Origin of the sequence: Patiriisocius sp. Uisw_017 (genome assembly GCF_047731265.1) — a bacterium.
GTDB lineage: Bacteria > Bacteroidota > Bacteroidia > Flavobacteriales > Flavobacteriaceae > Patiriisocius.
The window spans coordinates 3556580-3573368 of the sequence record NZ_CP159835.1 but is presented as its reverse complement, the minus strand read 5'-3'; the positions used below and the strand labels follow the sequence as shown (position 1 = coordinate 3573368).

The window sequence follows — 16789 nt, the reverse complement described above, 5'->3', positions numbered from 1 at the left end:
CTATATTTAGCAGATGAAATACTTATTAAATTTCGAACTTTTTAGAACAACTTTTCAGTCGTAACATCCTCTTAATTTATCAAATATTAGATACCCATGAAATTACTGCTAATAAATATAAAAGAGCTGTTACAAGTTCGTGAAGATGCATCCTTAAAAGTGAGTGGTGCTGCTATGAAGGAACTTCCGCTTTTAAGAGAGGCATGGCTTCTAGTAAAAAATGGAATGATAAATGACTATGGAACGATGGATTCTTTACCTGTTTTTAAAGGTTTTAAAACGGTAGATTGTACTGGTAAAACGGTATTGCCCTCTTGGTGCGATAGTCATACCCATCTGGTATATGCCGGTAATAGAGAGCAAGAATTTGTAGACCGCATCAATGGGAAAACCTATCAAGAGATTGCTGAAAGTGGTGGCGGAATTGTAAATAGTGCTAAGAAATTACAAGCAACATCTGCAGCGTCTCTTTTTCAGCAGGCAGAGAAAAGACTTGTTGAAGTAATGAAATTAGGTACGGGTGCTATCGAAATAAAAAGTGGCTATGGCTTAACTACGGATGCCGAAATAAAAATGCTCCGAGTAGCGAAACAATTAGCCGAAGCATATCCCATTACCATCAAAACTACCTTTTTAGGAGCGCACGCGGTTCCTGCGGAATATAAAGGGAATAAAGACGGCTATATGGATCTTGTTTGCAACGAAATGCTCCCCAAAATTGCCGAAGCAAAGCTAGCAGACTATGTCGATATATTTTGTGAAGAAGGCTATTTTACAGTGGAAGATACAGAGCGTTTATTAACCGAAGCTAAAAGATACGGCCTTATTCCTAAGATACACGTCAATCAATTTAACGCTATTGGCGGTGTGGCCGCAGGAGTAAAACACAATGCTTTAAGCGTCGATCATTTAGAAGTGGTTACAGATGAAGATATCAAAGTATTGCAAGGCAGCGAAACGATGCCAGTAGCATTACCAGCTTGCTCATTTTTTCTTTCCATACCGTATACACCGGGGAGACAACTTATAGATGCTGGTTTACCGTTAGCCTTGGCAACCGATTATAACCCAGGTTCAACCCCTAGCGGGAATATGAATTTTGTAGTGGCAGCTGCTTGTATCAAAATGAAATTAACACCAGAAGAAGCCATCAACGCAGCAACAATTAATGGCGCTTATGCAATGGGAATTAGCGAAACTCACGGAAGCATTACCAAAGGGAAAGTGGCTAATTTGATAATTACCAAAAAGATTCCATCGTATGGATATTTGCCTTATTCCTTCGGAAGTAATTGCATTGATACGGTTATTTGCAACGGAAAAATTCTATAATGACACACTTAAAACGTTATACAAAAGAAGATCTTCAAAAATTCACAAATCCACGTGTGATGGAATTGAAGTTTGGTGAAGCTGTTAGTTTATTAAAAGCTGGAGAAGAACTGAAAGATATTCCGCAAAAATACGTCCTTGTAGGTATTCCGGAGGATGTTGGAGTTCGTGCAAATTATGGTAGGGCAGGAGCAGCGGGAGCTTGGAATGCTTGTTTACATTCTTTATGCAATATGCAACAAAGCGAACGCACTAAGGCGCACGACTTACTTATTTTAGGCGAAATAGATTGCAGACTAGAAATGGAGGCTGCGGCAAAAATGCAAGGTACATCTTCAGAAATTCTCGAATCATTAGGAAAACTAGTAACTCGAATCGATGTAAAAGTGAGCGAGGTTATCGAGACCATTGTTTCCGCCGGAAAAACCCCCATTATTATAGGTGGAGGACACAATAACAGCTATGGTAATTTAAAAGGAACTTCTAGAGCTTTAGGAAAACCTATTAATTGTTTAAACTTTGACGTGCACAGTGATTTTAGGCCTTTGGAACATAGACATAGCGGGAACGGTTTCAGCTATGCTAAGGAAGAAGAGTATTTAGGCAACTATTTTATTTTCGGTTTGCAGGCTGCCTTTGCTTCTCAAAATCAATTAGACAACCTGAATGATAACAAAGAAACGGTACAATACAGTTTTTTTAAAAATACCAATCTCTTCGGGAATTCGCAGCGTCAAAAAGAATTAGATCGCGCAGAAGATTTTATCACCAAAGACTCTTTTGGTTTAGAAATAGATTTGGACGCCATTGCCATGATGGGAAGCAGTGCGATGTCGCCTTCGGGAGCATCGGTAGATGAATGTAGAGAATTTGTGCGGTATTTTTCCGTATTTAAAAATTGTAAATACATCCACTTGTGTGAGGCAGCCCCTAATTTTGAGCTGTTTCCAAACCAAGTAGGGAAGACTTTGGGGTATTTTGTGTTGGACGTTATTAATGGATGATATATAAGTATTGTTAGAACCAATCGATTCTTACAAAAGAAAAGGCTACCCTTTAATTTTACTATTTGAACACTCCTTCGAAATTAGAGGAAAAGACAATGCTGTGTTTAGGAAATTCAATTTTGATGAAGTAGAAAAACTCAAATTTTATGATCCAAATAATAATTGGTGGACTAGATTATTAATGGCAGTTTCGTCATTCAATAATCCAACTTATTTGCAATATAAAAGATATAGATATCTAAAACTTATAAAGAAAAATGGCGGTGTTTGGAAGTATCGAATGCCAATAAGTGTTGATAAAAAGATGATTGATCTTTTAAAGAAGATTGAATTGGAATCAAAAAGAGATTTTTTAGATGTTTCATTTTAAACAAAAAAAGAGCCCAAAAAATGGGCTCTTTTAATATATCGCAATCAGATTTCGACTTAATTCGCGGGCAATACTTTACCATCGCAATCTCCAAAACCTATTCGTAAGCCATCTTTTTCGCAATGAGCTCTCATTTTCACAGTATCACCGTCGTTAATGAATTTGCGCTCAGTGCCGTCTTTCAGTTTTAAGGGGTTCTGACCTTTCCAAGTGAGTTCTAACATAGAACCGTAGCTGTCTTTTGTAGGGCCAGAAATCGTTCCGCTACCCATCATATCGCCACTGCGCACGTTACAGCCATTCACCGTATGGTGCGTGAGTTGTTGTGCCATAGACCAGTACATGTATTTAAAGTTAGATTCTGCTACCACTGTATCTTCGCCGTCTTCTGGCTGAATCATTGCAGTAAGTTTAATATCAAAATTCATAGCGCCATGTTGTTCCAAATAAGGCAGTGGTGCAGGCTCTTGTTTCGGACCTTCAGTTCTAAAAGGCTCTAAGGCATCCAGTGTTACAATCCAAGGTGAAATGGTAGAGGCAAAGCTCTTCCCTAAAAATGGTCCTAATGGAACATATTCCCAAGCTTGAATATCACGAGCACTCCAATCGTTAAATTGTACAAGTCCAAAAATATGATCTTCAGCTTCTCCTATAGGTACTCTCTTTCCTAAATCATTTGCAGCTGTTGTAATAAATGCCATTTCCAATTCAAAATCCAACAATTTAGAAGGACCAAATCCTGGTTTGCCATCATCTCCTGGTTTCATCTGTCCCATAGGACGACGCACAGGTGTTCCCGAGGGAATTATAGAAGAACTTCTCCCGTGGTAACCTATAGGAATGTGAAGCCAATTAGGCAATAATGCATTTTCTGGGTCACGAAACAATGAGCCTACATTCGTAGCGTGTTCTTTACTAGCATAAAAATCTGTATAATCACCCACATCTATTGGGAGTTGCATTTCGATTTCATCAAGCGCAAAAAGCACTTTTTTAGCGTGTGCACGGTTGGTTTGTAATTCGTGATTTCCTTTTAAGAAAATATCACTAACTCGGTTACGAACCAATCGCCAGGTCTTGCGACCATCTGCGATAAAATCGTTGAGGCTGTCTTGCAGGAAAATATCGTCTGTAAGATCAATTCCTTTAAAATAACCTAGTTGATGCAGTGCACCAAGGTCGATGGCGGTATCGCCAATTCTGGTTCCTATAGTGATAATATCATCGCGCGTTAGGAATACTCCAAAAGGAATATTTTGAATGGGGAAGTCACTGTTTTCAGGGACATCAATCCAAGATCTTCGGCTTGGGTTATTTGCAGTTAGCGGCATAGATTTTTCTGTTAGTAAATTATAGATCAAATATAGAATTTTTGAAATTGGAATTGGATTGCTTTTCTTATTTTTGATATCCTGATTCAAACTTTTAATATTTTCTTAACGGAAACGGGGGTAAATTAGAAAAACAAAATCGGAAATTTGAAAAGTATTAGAAATCGAGATTGAAAATAAAATAAAAAAAATTAAGCTTCTTTCCTCAGCGGCTAAAAAATGTTTAACGTAGAATTAAACTGATTATTTTTTTTTGAAATTCGGAAGGGAAACCTTTTAAAACTGAAATTTAAATCGAAAATTTCGTGTCTGGTAAAATTAAATTTAACTAAAAAGTATACTATATATCAAAAAAAATGAAAACTATGAATCGCGACAAGCAAATATTTGAACTGATTGAAGCAGAACACCAGCGCCAACTTAACGGCCTTGAGTTAATCGCTTCAGAAAATTTTGTAAGCCAACAGGTAATGGACGCAGCTGGCTCTGTTTTAACAAATAAATATGCGGAAGGATATCCTGGAAAACGTTACTATGGTGGTTGCGAAATTGTGGATGAGGTAGAGCAAATAGCCATTGATAGAGCAAAAACTCTTTTTGGTGCTGCCTATGCAAATGTTCAGCCTCACAGTGGCTCTCAAGCAAATACTGCGGTCTTTCATGCTTGCTTAAAGCCAGGTGATAAATTTTTGGGTTTTGATTTAGCGCACGGTGGACATCTAACACACGGGAGTCCTGTGAATTTTTCTGGTAGAATTTACAGTCCTGTTTTTTATGGAGTTGATGAAGCGACAGGAATGTTAGACTACGATAAAATTGAAGCGATTGCTCTCAAAGAGCAACCAAAAATGATTATCGCGGGCGCATCTGCTTATTCACGCGAGATAGATTACAAACGTTTTAGGGAAATCGCAGATAAAGTTGGCGCCTTACTCTTGGCAGATATCGCGCATCCGGCTGGATTAATAGCTAAAGGAATTTTAAGCGATCCAATCCCTCATTGCCACGTAGTGACTACGACAACACATAAAACATTGCGAGGCCCTCGTGGTGGATTGATATTAATGGGGAAAGATTTTGAGAATCCGTTTGGTTTAAAACTAAAAAGCGGAAAATTAAGAATGATGTCTTCCTTATTGGACAGCGGTATTTTCCCAGGAAATCAAGGAGGTCCTTTAGAGCATATCATAGCGGCAAAAGCCATCGCCTTTGGGGAAGCATTGACCGACGACTTTCTTCATTATATGATACAGGTAAAGAAGAATGCTGAGGTAATGGCGCAAGGATTTGTAGACAAAGGATATAAAATAATAAGTGGTGGAACTGATAATCACATGATGCTAATCGACCTTCGAAATAAAAGCATCAATGGTAAACAAGCTGAAGAAGCACTAGGTAAAGCCGAAATCACTGTAAATAAAAATATGGTGCCTTTTGATGATAAGTCACCATTTGTTACCAGCGGAATACGAATCGGAACTGCAGCGATTACAACGCGTGGTCTTAAACAAAGCGACATGCAACAGATTGTGGATTTAATAGATGAAGCAATTATGAACTTTGAAGATGATGCAAAATTAGAAGCCATTAGCGAGAAGGTACATAGGATGATGAGCGATAGAGAACTGTTTGTAATGTAATCTTTGAATCAAAATTTTTAGTTTTGGTTTTTTTACGGAAATTATTGTTGTCAATTCAACAATAATTTCCGTAAAAAAGACCGTTTTATTGAATAAAATTTAATAATTTAACATTTGGAAAGGTTTTATTTTGTTTTAAATGGAGTCTAACTTATTTAAAATGAATACTTTAACTTTAAAAATAGAGGTTTCCTTTTATTGATTATATTTATGTTTGTTTGATATGCGTTATATGTATCTTTGTGCTTTAATAAATTAAATTTTTTATAATGAATAAAGGAACAGTAAAATTCTTCAACGACACTAAAGGTTTTGGTTTCATCACTGAAGAAGGAGTAGAAAAAGACCATTTTGTGCACATCTCAGGATTGATTGACGAAGTTCGCGAAGGCGATGATGTAGAGTTTGATCTTAAAGAAGGTAACAAAGGTTTGAACGCAGTAAACGTAAGAGTACTATAATTCATATACTTTAAGACTTATAAAAGCCCGTCCAATTTATTGGACGGGCTTTTTATTTGGGCTTACTTTGTCTAAAATAAAGCCTGTTTCATTTTTCAATGTAGATTACCCTGAAGTTAGTTTCGTGATTTTTAAACTTTGGTCCCGATAGCCATCGGGTTTTTTTTTGTGTCCCAACAGTTATCGGGATTAATATCTTTTGGTTTTTTGGTTTAAAGTAGTTTGTTTATCCTTCAGGAACTACTGTGCTTTCATAAGCTCCTGCATCTGGAGGTGTTGCGCGATTTGTTCCGTTTAAATCTATTGGAACTATTGCGTTTATTGCAGGGTCACCAATATTTTCAGCGCCAGAAACATTTTGCTCGATATTAAAATTGTTTTCGCGGGTGTCAAAAAATGCTGGGTCAATATTTAAAACGGTGTTCGTATATAATGCGGGATTATTAAAGTCATAAATAGCAATCTCTTCAAAATTATTTTGCGTGTCGTTGAATCTAATTAAAGAATTACTGAAGTTAAAATCAAATGCAACAGATGAATCTTCGGCTGCTAACAATCCTAATTCTAAATTTTCATTTCCGTAGATAATACAGTTATTGAAACTTGCTTGTAAATTTGAGGTGAACAGTGTGGTTCCTGTATCAAAAACATTCGTCATTTGTAGGGTGGGAAAAGATCTAAAGCTATTCGTCCAATAGTTAACAAAAGTACATTGATTAAAGGTGTAGTTTCCCCCTAACAGAAGACTCAAACTTGATTGGCCGCTATTGTTAATGACAACATTCTCACCATTAATGTTTCCGGTAATAGCATCAATACCTCGTAAGGCCGAGTTGTAAATCTGAACATTTTCTAGGGTCGCTTGACTGTTTGCTATACGCAATCCAATGAGTGAATTTCTAATGGTTGTGTATTTAAACTCATTACCAGTGCTACCATTTGGGAACCAAATGGTACCCCACTGTCCTGGAGTGTTTGCAAATTCTGGTTCTAAACGATCGCCTTCAAAAATGACCTCGTTTTCTAATGCCTCTGGATCTGAACTGGGGGCTCCGTTAACTTTCATACTTGCTCCTTCGGCAACTAAAATACCGCTTTGGTTATGGAAATGAATACGCGCTCCAGCATCTATAACAAGTTCTCTATTTCCGGGAATAGCTGCATACCCATAAATTACATATGGTTTTTCATTGGTGAAATTAAGTTCAGTATCATCTAAGAAAAAACCAGAAATATCTATCGCATTTTCTCCCGAACCTAGCGTAAGGGTTTCAAACATACCATTGCCTAAATTATCAGGAAAAAGGAAAACGGCATCTTGAACGAGCGTAACTAGCTCAATATTTTGTTGATTACCTCCTGTATCAAACTGTATTTGGTCGGTATAAAGAAATTCTAGTCCACCACCCGGTAAATTATCAATATCTAAAGTAGTTTCGACAAAAACAAAAATACTGTCCTTGGCCAAAATATTAACGTCGTTAAATACTTTTCCAGGAAGTCCGTCTACATTTAACCGATATTGCGAAGACTGACCTTTGCCCAATTGTATCGTTGGTATCAAGATATCATCATCACTGCGATTATAAACCTTGATGTTATACGTGCTAGAACCAATGTTGGTAAAAATAGTGTCTAAATAAACGGTGTCTCTAGAAAACTCTAGATTCCCCGTGTTTGCTACCGTTTCAAAATCGTTACGGCACGAGCTCCACAAAACGATAGAGCAAAAAAGCACCAAACCATATACATACTTCATTCAAGAAAATTTTAGGTAAAAATATAACTTTTTATTGAAGGTATTATTGTTCTGTGCAGGTTTTGATAAAGAAGTTTATGAGGTTTAAAAATTTATAAGGTAAAGTTTTCCGATTTTGTTCCGGCCTGCAGCAGTCAAGTTTTTAATTTCTACTTTTATTCTTCATTTTTTTTTCGAGCTGCTCGTTTAGCCAATCTTTCTTCTTTTTTCTTCGCCTTTTTGATACGTTGGAATTTTAGTGTGTTTTGCTCTCGAGTTTCTCGTTTTTTTTTGTTTCTCTAGGCAAAGTAGTTGAATAATAACCTCCCGCCGTAAGAATAATATCTCTTGTAATATCTTCTTTCATTATTAAATTTATGTTTTTTGAACTGGCTGTAATTATTTTATGAATAGAATCGAATCCAACATAACTAAAGACAATAGTCTCCCCAGCACTCACTTGAATTTCATAATTCCCATCAAAATCTGTTTGCGTTCCATTGGTTGTTCCTTTAATAATGATGTTAACTCCTGGCAAGGGGTGCTCTGCAAAGTCTGTAACTATACCTTTAATCGTATGTGTAAGTTTTCCTAAGGTTTTATGCTCCTCAACAACTTCGATATTTGGAGCGATTTCCCCTAAAATAATGGGTTCGTAGGTATCTTTACCTTCTTCTAATTGTATGGCAGTACAGATACTATTTTCGGTAACCCTAAAATAAAATGTTTTAAAGCCTTCTTTTTGAAATTGGAGAGTTTGTTTGCTTTGCGCAGTAATTGTAAAACTACCTTTAGCATCTGTCAAAACGAATTCTTCATCGTGTACGATACTTATTTTAACTTCTTCTAAAGGATTTCCTTTTACATTGGTTATTATGCCCGTGGTGGTAACTTCTTTAGAAATAGGATTACTATACTTGCCCACACCAATAGAGTTGAATGTTTTCTCAGTTTTATTTTCTTGTGCATTAGCCTTGTTTTGAAGACTTCCCAAAAAGGAGATAGGAATGAGTAATGAGGCAGCATAAGGTGCTAATGCCTGTGTTGATTTCCGCTCTAATTTTACCTCACGATCCAATTGCGACTTTTTAAAGCGGCCACAACCCTCCGGTTGCTTTGTAAGTGTTTTGACTAGTTGTTCATCATTCATTTTTGTATAATCGGTCACTTCTTTTTCGCAACTGGTGCAATGTCTTCCTTTTTGAGTTGAGGTCATTTTATTCCAGTTTTCGTGACAAGGTTCTGGAATTGTGATCTGTATTGCTTTTTTCATCTTTGATGGTTTTGATGGTTCAAAGATGCAGTGAAAGTGAGGGATACTAAATGACTATTGAGTGAAAGGGTTGTTTGAGTGAGTGTGGGTTTTCGATTTTGTATTTTCGATATGCGATTTTTTAAATTCAGCTCAGATAGCTATCGGAACAACAATCAATACGGAAAAGTTGAACTTAGTCGTTATAAAAAACTAAATATTTACGTTCCACCAACTACCAAGCACCAACAAAAATCAATCACTATTTTTGAAAAATTTCAATCTTAAATAGCTTGTCCCAATTCTTTCCAGTTACGTAGAGAATGTTTTTTTCGCCTTTATAAGCAATACCGTTTAAGACGTCTAGCTTATTATGTTGGGTAACTTTTTCTTTTAAACCTTTCATATTTATAACTCCATGAACAGCTCCATTTTTTGGATCTACGATAGCGATTGCATTTTTTTTGTAGATGTTCGCAAAAATAAAACCATCTACCCATTCCAATTCATTTACAGAATCTATTTTACTTGTGTTGGTGTAGATTTCTATAAAACCTTTTTCAGCCAATGTTTTTGAATCTAAGGTCCATATTTTTTGAGTTCCGTCACTTTTAAAAATAGTCTTCCCATTATTTGCTAATCCCCATCCTTCGGTACTTTGATTGTATTTAAAGGTGCCTGTTTGAGATAAGTCTTTTTGATTGTAAATGAGTCCTTGGCCTTCTCTCCAAGTGAGTTGGTATACTTTGTTATTTAGTATTGTAAGTCCTTCGCCAAAGTATTGATTGTCTAAGGGTATGTTGGTGTAAACTTCTCCCGTTTTATAATTGGTTTTTCGAATGCTTGAATTTTTATATTGTCCGGTGCTTTCGTAAAGTGTGTCATTGCTAAATTCCAAACCTTGAGTGTAAGCCGTCATATCATGTGGATAGGTTTCAAGAATTTTATAATTGTACAGTTTTGGCTTTACTGAAGAAAGTACAGATAGTATTTTATTAATGGAATAGGTTTTACCATCACTTTTTACAATAGCAGAAAGCTTTTTCTCTCCAATTTTTTGATCTTTTAGCGGAAAACTAGCAACTCTATTGCCCGTCACATCTTTGGATACTTCGCCCATTTTATAGTTTACACTTTCAATAGTATTCCCTTTTTTACTTTTGATTGTTGCTTTTAATGTTTCTGTATTTGGATATCCTTTTTTATTTCCTTCAATTTCGATGGAGAAAAGTGCATTTGGATTTTCTGCTTTTTCTTCGCAAGCCGAAAGTAATAGTAAGCTTAAAAATATGATTAATAGTATGTTGTGCTTCATTTTGTCTGTGTTTATTTTGGGAAACCTTTCGGTTTATTGTCGTTTATTTTTACTGCAAGATATTTATTATAAATCATTCTTGAAAATTGTTTGCAAAATTACAAAATCCTGTATCTTTGCAGCGGCAAGTCCTACACAACCAGCTCCTGTGGAATCCCCCAGGGCGGGAACGCAGCAAGGGTATATGGTCGTAGCGGTGTGATGTAGGTAGCTTGCCATTTTTTGTATCTTATATTCTGGGCTTTTACTTCAACAGTCAGAAATTATTTTTTGATATTCTTCTAGCTTTCAATCTTATCTCTTTTTTCACGTCTTTTGGTTGTCTTTTTTTTAATCTTTGCAGCGATAGCAATTTATGGCAAAAATAGTTTTAATAACAGGTGGTTCATCGGGTATTGGTAAGGCCATTGGCGAATACTTGCAGACGAGAGGGTATAAAGTATACGGTACTAGCCGAAACCCCAAAAACTACAAGAGTTCTTTTGCTCTGCTTCCTCTAGATGTAACCAGTTCTGAAAGTATTCAAAACTGTGTCACACAATTACTGGATATTGAAAAAACGATTGATGTTCTCATCAACAACGCGGGAGTAGGAATTACAGGTCCTATTGAAGAGACGCCAATTTCTGAAATAAAGAACGCCTTCAGCACCAATTTATATGGTCCTATCGAAATGACAAATGCTGTGTTGCCAGCAATGCGAAAACAAGGTTATGGACATATTATAAACGTTACTTCCATTGCGGGATATATGGGATTGCCGTATAGAGGTGTTTATTCTGCTACAAAAGCTGCCCTAGAGATTACTACGGAAGCGTATAGAATGGAATTAAAGCAGTTTAATGTTAAAATGACCAATGTTGCACCTGGAGATTTTGCAACAAATATAGCGGCAGGAAGATACCACGCTCCTATAGCACAAGATTCTCCTTATAAAGAGGCTTACGGAAATACCTTGAAAACCATGGATGCCCATGTAGATGCTGGTAAGGATCCTACAAAAATGGCAGAAGTCATTTTTAAGATTTTACAAAACCCCAATCCTAAAGTTCGGTACAAAGTGGGCGCATTTATTCAAAAGTTTTCGATTGTTTTAAAAGCAATACTTCCTTCAAAAATGTATGAAGCGATGTTGATGAAACATTATGAGCTTTAGTTGGCGTCTATAATTATTTGGAAGAAAACAAAAAAGTAACTCACATTCCGATAATTATCGCAACTAAATAAAATTTAACTTCCGTATTTTTGCTAAAAATTAAATACACCTTTCCATGAAATTTTTTATCGATACTGCAAACCTTGAACAAATACGTGAAGCACAGGCATTAGGGGTTCTTGACGGAGTAACAACAAATCCTTCGCTAATGGCAAAAGAAGGAATCACAGGACACGATAACATTTTAAAACACTACGTAGCTATCTGCGAAATAGTAGATGGCGATGTTTCGGCTGAAGTAATTTCAACTGATGTAGAAGGGATGATTAGAGAAGGGGAGGCCCTTGCCGAATTGCATCCACAGATTGTAGTTAAAATACCAATGATAAAGGATGGTATTAAAGCAATAAAGTACTTTAGTGATAATGGAATTAGAACCAATTGTACTTTAGTGTTTTCCTCTGGACAGGCGCTATTAGCGGCTAAAGCTGGAGCGACGTATGTTTCTCCATTTATTGGTAGACTTGATGATATCTCTACAGATGGTTTACAGCTAATTGCTGAAATACGCTTAATCTATGATAACTACGGTTTTGAGACTCAAATCTTAGCAGCTTCGATAAGACATACCATGCACGTTTTAGAATGTGCGAAGATTGGGGCAGATGTAATGACTGGACCTTTGTCTTCTATTGAAGGTTTACTTAAACACCCTTTGACAGATATAGGGTTGGCAAAATTTTTGGCAGACTACAATAAGGGAAACTAATTTAGATGCCCTAATAGTAAAGACTCGAATTCTTGATTAAAAAGATTTGTGTTTCCTTCTAAAATGGTGAGGTCTTTATCAATAATCATTGTTTTGTTAGCAGAGTTGATATACAATTCCTCTCTTGCTTTATCATTATTTTCAAACTGAAATTCAGTAGCGGAATTATACCCAAAATTTTGAACAGTTTTTTTCCACGATTTAAAATTGGTATCTGTATTTATACCAATAAAAGTGTATTCAGGATATTTACTTTTAAGCTCCAAAACATGAGTGTGTATTTCCTTAAAATGACTTACTGCTCCTGTGGTCCAGAAAAATAATACTGATTTGTTTTTTGCAACATCACTTAATTTTAATGTTTCATTATTCGTATTGACTAACATTAAATTAGGCGTTCTTTTTCCTGCGTTGGTCTTAGCCGTTTTTTTTAAAAACTGTTTCATTTCAGCTAGATGCTTTTTGTTGGAATCTATAGATTCAAATAAGCTTAACATTTGACCTTCTTCTGCAGAATCGTTGGCATTTATTAAAAATGACCGTACATTAGTTCTTAGCAAGTTGTTATGCAAATCCTTGTGTTTAATAGAAAAATCAATGAGTTTTAACTTTTCCTTATTGTGTAAGAAAGATTTACGATTATAGGGAATAGTATCTTTATATTGCTCATAGGCCAGATTGTCAAAATATATATTTAACAACCGGTAGTAGGCATAGTAATTACTAAGTAAGGCATCATTTGGGTTTATGTTCTTTCTATGCTCAAAAAAAGAGCTGGGGATATCTTCTATGCTTTCATCGTTAGCTCCCAATTTGTGAGCTGCAAACATTTCTTTTTTGTAGTAATAATTATAATCTAATGTGGATTGAGCAATTCTATTGAATAATTTCCCAGGATTTTCATTTTCAATAAACCCCTTAAGTGAAGTGTTGTCTATCTCTCTGTCAGAATCAATGCGCTCTAGAAATTGTTCGGTCGTTAATTTGTATTGACTATGCAGTAACTCATTATCGTTTTCATTCTCTAGAAACAAATTGATGAGATAGTTGTTTTTTTCGGAACCTTTTCCACTAAAAGCCAATGATTCGTCAAAAACCATGGTGTTTACTCTAAATAAGATACTATCTCCTGGTTCAATAATCATGTATTGAATTTCACCATGACTAAAAGTATAAATGTCTTCTACTAGGCTTTCACACTCAAAACTAAAACGTCCGTTGTCGTCCAAAGTAATGGTGTCATTCTTTCGGTGGTTATTTGAAATTACAACGTGTTTGCCTTTAGGGTTGATAATTTGCCCTCCAAGATAAGTGCTTTGTGGTTTCGAGTCCCAATTACAGGACACAAAAAACAAGGAGATAGAAGTAATTAGGAGTAGTTTTTTTATCAAATCAGGTATTTTTCTTAATCACAAATGTATAAGAGTGCAACCTCCTAGTTTGTTAAGGTGTCGTTAAAACAAAAAATAAAAAAGTTAATCTTTAACAATCGCCTATTTATGGTTATTTTTGCCGAAATTTTCAAAACACATTTCAGCATATGCTTTCAGTTTCAAATCTTTCGGTACAATTTGGTAAACGTATACTTTTTGATGACGTAAACACACAATTTGTAGTTGGTAACATCTATGGAATTATTGGCGCCAATGGTGCTGGTAAATCAACATTTTTGAATATCATCGCAGGAAAACAAGATCCTACTTCGGGAAATGTTCATTTAGAAACTGGAAAAAGAATGTCTGTTTTGGAACAAAATCATAACGCTTATGATGACTACCCAGTATTAGAAACCGTGGTTCGCGGGAATAAAGATTTATTTGCAACGAAATCTCAAATAGATGCGCTTTATGCAGATTATACAGATGAGAATGCTGACAAGATTGGAGAGCTTCAAGTAAAATTTGAGGAAATGGATGGTTGGAATGCAGATAGTAATGCCGCAGCTTTATTAAGTAACTTAGGGATTGACGCGAGTTTACACTACTCCAATATGGGAGATATTGATGGAAAACAAAAAGTACGTGTCTTATTGGCACAAGCACTTTTTGGGAATCCTGATGTATTGATTATGGATGAGCCTACCAACGACTTGGATTACGAGACCATTGCTTGGTTGGAGCATTTCTTAGCAAATTATGACGCTTGTGTGATTGTAGTTTCTCACGACCGTCACTTTTTAGATGCTGTTTGTACACATATTAGTGATATTGACTTTGGAAAAATAAATCATTTTAGTGGTAATTATACATTTTGGTATGAAAGCAGTCAGTTAGCTGCTCGCCAACGTGCACAACAAAATAAAAAGGCCGAAGATAAAAAGAAAGAATTAGAAGAATTTATTAGAAGGTTTTCTGCAAACGTTGCAAAATCAAAACAAGCAACCAGCCGTAAGAAAATGATTGATAAATTAGATGTATCAAGCATCAAGCCTTCTAGTCGTAGATATCCAGCAATTATTTTTGATCGCGAGCGCGAAGCAGGTGATCAAATTTTAAATATTGAAAGTCTAACCTCAACTTTAGAAGATGATGTATTATTTAAAGACGTACACCTAAATTTAGCAAAAGGAGACAAAGTGGTGGTCTTTTCAAAAGATTCTAGAGCGACAACGGCTTTTTACGAAATTATCAATAATAATTTAAAAGCAGACTCAGGTGAATTTCAATGGGGTGTTACGACAAACCAGAGTTATTTACCATTAGATAATCATCATTTTTTTCAAAGTGAGGACAGTCTGGTAGATTGGTTGCGCCAATGGGCAAAAACCGAAGAAGAAAGAGAAGAAGTTCATATTCGCGGATTTTTAGGTAAAATGATTTTTAGTGGAGAAGAAGCACTTAAAAAGTGTAGTGTGCTTTCTGGAGGAGAAAAAGTGCGCTGTATGTTAAGCCGCATGATGATGATGCGTGCTAATGTTTTAATGCTTGATGAGCCTACCAATCACCTAGATTTGGAATCTATAACAGCTTTTAATAATTCACTAAAAAACTTTAAGGGAACGGTAATGTTTACTACCCATGATCACGAGTTTGCACAAACTGTTGGAAATAGAGTAGTTGAGTTAACACCCAACGGAGTAATAGATCGTTATATGACCTTTGATGAATATATGAACGACTCTAAAATAAAAGAACAGCGCGAAAAAATGTATAGTGTCAAGGTGGGTTAAATTTCTGGTGTAGGGTATTTGGTTTTTCTCCGGTTTTGAGAATAGTTAGGTTTTGGGTTTTGAATCTAAACTAAATTCTCGCTTATAAACTCCCAAATCGAATGCTAAATCGAAGGCTCTCCAATTTCTTTAAAATAGTCATTGATACTGTCCTTGGCAATCGCCAATTCGTTGGGTCTTATAAAAAGCTGTACTTGATCAGGAACACCCATTGCAAAACCACTAGAGATTCCGCTTTGATGGTCATCTCTAGTGATAGGCATAATTCCTAAATTGTTTAGTCGTGCTTGCAGACCTTTTGCAATCATTGCAGGGCCAGTAAAGATTCGTATCGATTGTTCATTACTATCCATAAATTATCCGTTATAATATTTACTCTGCCAGATAGCTTTGTTAAAGTTCTTTCCTTTGGCAAAACCATAATATAAGACCGCACCTGCAACACCTTTAAAAACAAATAGAAATAATAAAAGGTACTCTTGTTCTAAATTTCCAGTAGAAAATAAATGAACAGGTAAGATGGAGGTGAGTAAAATACTCATTATAAAAATAGTGAATACTAAATTTTCAAAACTCTTGTAAGGCCACATTAAAAGCTTTCTAAAAGGATGTAAATCATTGCCCCATTTATGAATTAGATAGTAATACTCATTGCCCATTGGTGCAAATAATAATGGATCATCTGCATTCTCTAACTGCATTAATTTTGCTGGAGCTACTATTTTAAAGCCTTTTAGCGAGGTATTGTGATTATTTTCTAACGTTCTAATTTTTGAAATAGCTTCATCTGGGAAAGGACCTTTGAAAAAACGTGAATCTAAAAACCGAAGCCTGTAATCAACGCATAGTTTTTCAATATCACTAATGTGAAAGATGCTTTCAGAATTCAGTAAATCAAAATTAAATTTGTTACTATCACTTCCCTGTCCATTGTTTAGGGCGTCTGAAATAATATCTCGCTCATATTGGTTTTGAGAAAGTATGTCGTGCACTTGCGTTAGGGTGTTCTTGTTGTCAATCCTTCTTTTGCGTACTTTTTCTAGTTGCAATTTAATATTAGTTTTCGATAGCATTTTTTTTTATATAAATTTACGAGTTAAAATTACAAAATCAATCATATATTTATATTTTAACAATTCATATTTACAATATATTTTATTTACGTACGTTCAGAGTATAATTTATGTCCATACATTTGGTCTAAAAATTGATAATCACCTATTAAATAACTACATGAATCGGAGATGTA

At 35.6% G+C, this 16789-nt stretch carries 15 protein-coding genes and 1 other RNA gene; 9 read left to right on the top strand and 7 right to left on the bottom strand.

Features of this window, described 5'->3' with window-relative positions; translation table 11 throughout:
• Positions 1-96 precede the first annotated feature (96 nt).
• Genes hutI through ABXT67_RS16140 form a run of 3 tightly spaced genes read left to right on the top strand, consistent with a single transcriptional unit; the run spans position 97 to position 2709 of the window.
• Complete coding sequence (gene hutI / locus ABXT67_RS16150; RefSeq protein ID WP_415375057.1) at positions 97-1332, top strand: imidazolonepropionase; 1236 nt, start codon at positions 97-99, stop codon at positions 1330-1332.
• A complete protein-coding gene (locus tag ABXT67_RS16145) occupies positions 1332-2336 on the top strand; it encodes a formimidoylglutamase (RefSeq protein WP_415375056.1) in 1005 nt (334 codons plus the stop codon). Before hutI ends, ABXT67_RS16145 begins: the two co-directional genes overlap by 1 nt.
• 10 nt (positions 2337-2346) lie before the next feature.
• Positions 2347-2709: a hypothetical protein gene (locus tag ABXT67_RS16140; protein ID WP_415375055.1), complete on the top strand. Its 363-nt coding sequence runs from the start codon at positions 2347-2349 to the stop codon at positions 2707-2709.
• Positions 2710-2765: 56 nt separating this feature from the next.
• Here ABXT67_RS16140 and fahA read toward each other — a convergent pair whose 3' ends face one another.
• On the bottom strand, positions 2766-4040 hold the full coding sequence (gene fahA / locus ABXT67_RS16135) for a fumarylacetoacetase (RefSeq protein WP_415377022.1): 1275 nt from the start codon (positions 4038-4040) through the stop codon (positions 2766-2768).
• Between the two features lie 365 nt (positions 4041-4405).
• Between fahA and glyA the strand changes: the two genes are divergently transcribed.
• The gene (gene glyA, locus ABXT67_RS16130) at positions 4406-5680 is read left to right on the top strand and encodes a serine hydroxymethyltransferase (RefSeq protein ID WP_415377021.1); all 1275 of its coding nucleotides are present in this window, start codon (positions 4406-4408) and stop codon (positions 5678-5680) included.
• Positions 5681-5949: 269 nt separating this feature from the next.
• Entirely contained in the window at positions 5950-6141 is a 192-nt protein-coding gene (locus tag ABXT67_RS16125; RefSeq protein ID WP_415375054.1) for a cold-shock protein, read from the top strand.
• A 226-nt stretch (positions 6142-6367) separates the two neighbouring features.
• Here the strand turns inward: ABXT67_RS16125 and ABXT67_RS16120 are convergent, their stop codons facing one another.
• From ABXT67_RS16120 to ABXT67_RS16110, 3 genes are all read right to left on the bottom strand, one after another.
• Complete coding sequence (locus ABXT67_RS16120) at positions 6368-7900, bottom strand: hypothetical protein (protein ID WP_415375053.1); 1533 nt, start codon at positions 7898-7900, stop codon at positions 6368-6370.
• A gap of 235 nt (positions 7901-8135) precedes the next feature.
• On the bottom strand, positions 8136-9152 hold the full coding sequence (locus ABXT67_RS16115) for a carboxypeptidase-like regulatory domain-containing protein (protein ID WP_415375052.1): 1017 nt from the start codon (positions 9150-9152) through the stop codon (positions 8136-8138).
• A 241-nt stretch (positions 9153-9393) separates the two neighbouring features.
• Positions 9394-10446, bottom strand: coding sequence for a glutaminyl-peptide cyclotransferase (locus tag ABXT67_RS16110; RefSeq protein ID WP_415375051.1), 1053 nt, complete (start codon positions 10444-10446; stop codon positions 9394-9396).
• Between the two features lie 122 nt (positions 10447-10568).
• Here ABXT67_RS16110 and ffs point away from each other — a divergent pair.
• The 3 genes from ffs (at position 10569) to fsa (ending at position 12371) form a co-directional block, all read left to right on the top strand.
• Positions 10569-10667, top strand: an RNA gene (gene ffs / locus ABXT67_RS16105) — signal recognition particle sRNA small type.
• Between the two features lie 134 nt (positions 10668-10801).
• On the top strand, positions 10802-11602 hold the full coding sequence (locus ABXT67_RS16100; protein WP_415375050.1) for an SDR family oxidoreductase: 801 nt from the start codon (positions 10802-10804) through the stop codon (positions 11600-11602).
• Between the two features lie 115 nt (positions 11603-11717).
• Entirely contained in the window at positions 11718-12371 is a 654-nt protein-coding gene (gene fsa / locus ABXT67_RS16095) for a fructose-6-phosphate aldolase (protein ID WP_415375049.1), read from the top strand.
• Here the strand turns inward: fsa and ABXT67_RS16090 are convergent.
• Positions 12368-13762: a TlpA family protein disulfide reductase gene (locus ABXT67_RS16090; RefSeq protein WP_415375048.1), complete on the bottom strand. Its 1395-nt coding sequence runs from the start codon at positions 13760-13762 to the stop codon at positions 12368-12370. The two genes, fsa and ABXT67_RS16090, sit on opposite strands and share 4 nt — an antisense overlap.
• A gap of 149 nt (positions 13763-13911) precedes the next feature.
• Between ABXT67_RS16090 and ABXT67_RS16085 the strand changes: the two genes are divergently transcribed.
• Positions 13912-15540: an ABC-F family ATP-binding cassette domain-containing protein gene (locus tag ABXT67_RS16085; protein ID WP_415375047.1), complete on the top strand. Its 1629-nt coding sequence runs from the start codon at positions 13912-13914 to the stop codon at positions 15538-15540.
• 104 nt (positions 15541-15644) lie between these two features.
• On the opposite strand, the gene ABXT67_RS16080 is transcribed toward ABXT67_RS16085, so the two are convergent.
• Positions 15645-15893: a hypothetical protein gene (locus ABXT67_RS16080; RefSeq protein WP_415375046.1), complete on the bottom strand. Its 249-nt coding sequence runs from the start codon at positions 15891-15893 to the stop codon at positions 15645-15647.
• A gap of 3 nt (positions 15894-15896) precedes the next feature.
• Positions 15897-16613, bottom strand: a complete 717-nt coding sequence (locus tag ABXT67_RS16075; protein ID WP_415375045.1) for a hypothetical protein — start codon at positions 16611-16613, stop codon at positions 15897-15899.
• Positions 16614-16789: the final 176 nt, after the last annotated feature.